The following is a 2,978-nucleotide window of genomic DNA, read 5'->3' on the forward strand; positions in this document are numbered from 1 at the left end:
GTTTCACTACTGAGTTCGGCATGGGGTCAGGTGGGTCCAAAACGCTATTGTTACCAAGCAAATACGGTGTTAATCGCGTTAGCAATTAACTAAAATTTGGAATTCTGATAATAAAGTTTTCAGTAAATCTACTTTAGTCTATTAACTTCTTGCGCTATCAACTATCACATAAAACGCGTTTGGCGTTGTATGGTTAAGCCTCACGGGTAATTAGTACAAGTTAGCTTAACATATCACTATGCTTCCACATCTTGCCTATCAACGTTGTAGTCTTCAACGGCCCTTCAGAGAGCTTATAGCTCTAGTGAGAACTCATCTCGAGGCCTGCTTCGCGCTTAGATGCTTTCAGCGCTTATCAGTTCCGAACGTAGCTACCGGGCAATGCCATTGGCATGACAACCCGAACACCAGCGGTTCGTTCACTCCGGTCCTCTCGTACTAGGAGCAACCCCTCTCAATTCTCAAACGCCCACGGCAGATAGGGACCGAACTGTCTCACGACGTTCTAAACCCAGCTCGCGTACCACTTTAAATGGCGAACAGCCATACCCTTGGGACCGACTTCAGCCCCAGGATGTGATGAGCCGACATCGAGGTGCCAAACACCGCCGTCGATATGAACTCTTGGGCGGTATCAGCCTGTTATCCCCGGAGTACCTTTTATCCGTTGAGCGATGGCCCTTCCATTCAGAACCACCGGATCACTATGACCTACTTTCGTACCTGCTCGACGTGTCTGTCTCGCAGTTAAGCTGGCTTCTACCATTACACTAACCGTACGATGTCCGACCGTACTTAGCCAACCTTCGTGCTCCTCCGTTACTCTTTGGGAGGAGACCGCCCCAGTCAAACTACCCACCAGGCACTGTCCGTAACCCCGATTCAGGGGCCAACGTTAGAACATCAAAACTACAAGGGTGGTATTTCAAGGACGACTCCACAAAAACTAGCGTCTCTGCTTCTAAGTCTCCCACCTATCCTACACATGTAGGTTCAATGTTCAGTGCCAAGCTGTAGTAAAGGTTCACGGGGTCTTTCCGTCTAGCCGCGGGTACACAGCATCTTCACTGCGATTTCAATTTCACTGAGTCTCGGGTGGAGACAGCGTGGCCATGGTTACACCATTCGTGCAGGTCGGAACTTACCCGACAAGGAATTTCGCTACCTTAGGACCGTTATAGTTACGGCCGCCGTTTACCGGGGCTTCGATCAAGAGCTTCTCCGAAGATAACCCCATCAATTAACCTTCCGGCACCGGGCAGGTGTCACACCGTATACGTCATCTTGCGATTTTGCACAGTGCTGTGTTTTTAATAAACAGTCCCAGCCACCTGGTCACTGCGGCTCCAATCAGCTTAGAGAGCAAGTCTCATCACCAATCGGAGCGTACCTTCTCCCGAAGTTACGGTACGATTTTGCCTAGTTCCTTCACCCGAGTTCTCTCAAGCGCCTTAGTATTCTCTACCTGACCACCTGTGTCGGTTTGGGGTACGATTCGGTATAATCTGAAGCTTAGAGGCTTTTCCTGGAAGTATGGCATCAGCAACTTCATCACCTTAGTGACTCGTCTCGTGTCTCAGCCTAACAGCAACCCGGATTTACCTAAGTCGCTAGCCTACTCACTTTCACATGGACTACCAACGCCATGCTTGCTTAGCCTGCTCCGTCCCCCCATCGCAATTATACCAAGTACGGAAATATTAATCCGTTTCCCATCGACTACGCCTTTCGGCCTCGCCTTAGGGGTCGACTTACCCTACCCTGATTAACATGGGATAGGAACCCTTGGTCTTCCGGCGTGCGGGTTTTTCACCCGCATTATCGTTACTCATGTCAGCATTCGCACTTCTGATACGTCCAGCATACCTCCCGGTACACCTTCAACCGCTTACAGAACGCTCCCCTACCACTCAGAATAAATTCTGAATCCGCAGCTTCGGTGCATAGTTTAGCCCCGTTACATCTTCCGCGCAGACCGACTCGACCAGTGAGCTATTACGCTTTCTTTAAAGGATGGCTGCTTCTAAGCCAACCTCCTGGCTGTCTGGGCCTTTCCACATCGTTTCCCACTTAACTATGACTTTGGGACCTTAGCTGGCGGTCTGGGTTGTTTCCCTCTTCACGACGGACGTTAGCACCCGCCGTGTGTCTCCCGGATATTACTTTACGGTATTCGGAGTTTGCAAAGGGTTGGTAAGTCGGGATGACCCCCTAGCCTTAACAGTGCTCTACCCCCGTAAGTATTCGTCCGAGGCTCTACCTAAATAGATTTCGGGGAGAACCAGCTATCTCCCGGTTTGATTAGCCTTTCACTCCTAGCCACAGGTCATCCCCTAACTTTTCAACGTTAGTGGGTTCGGTCCTCCAGTTGATGTTACTCAACCTTCAACCTGCCCATGGCTAGATCACCGGGTTTCGGGTCTATACCTTGCAACTATTCGCCCAGTTAAGACTCGGTTTCCCTACGGCTACCCTATTCGGTTAACCTCGCTACAAAATATAAGTCGCTGACCCATTATACAAAAGGTACGCAGTCACCCAACAAGTGGGCTCCTACTGCTTGTACGTACACGGTTTCAGGTTCTATTTCACTCCCCTCACAGGGGTTCTTTTCGCCTTTCCCTCACGGTACTGGTTCACTATCGGTCAGTTGGGAGTATTTAGCCTTAGATGATGGTCCACCTATATTCAGTCAAAGTTTCACGTGCTCCGACCTACTCGATTTCACTTAAAAGGGATTTTCATGTACGGGACTATCACCCTGTATCGTGGCACTTTCCAGAGCCTTCCATTAACACCAATTAAGCTTAAGGGCTGTTCCGATTTCGCTCGCCGCTACTTTCGGAATCTCGGTTGATTTCTTTTCCTACGGGTACTTAGATGTTTCAGTTCTCCGCGTTCGCCTCGTTAACCTATGTATTCAGTTAACGATACCTGCAAGCAGGTGGGTTTCCCCATTCGGAAATCCTAGTCTCAAG

The 2,978-nt window shown here is 49.6% G+C and carries 1 rRNA gene; it reads right to left on the minus strand.

The window, feature by feature from the left end:
- Positions 1-189: 189 nt before the first annotated feature.
- Positions 190-2,978: ribosomal RNA gene (locus H5200_RS22920) — 23S ribosomal RNA — on the minus strand; the annotation flags it as partial.

Origin of the sequence: Pseudoalteromonas sp. SG43-7, from assembly GCF_014164295.1 — a bacterium.
GTDB classification, from domain to species: domain Bacteria; phylum Pseudomonadota; class Gammaproteobacteria; order Enterobacterales; family Alteromonadaceae; genus Pseudoalteromonas; species Pseudoalteromonas rhizosphaerae.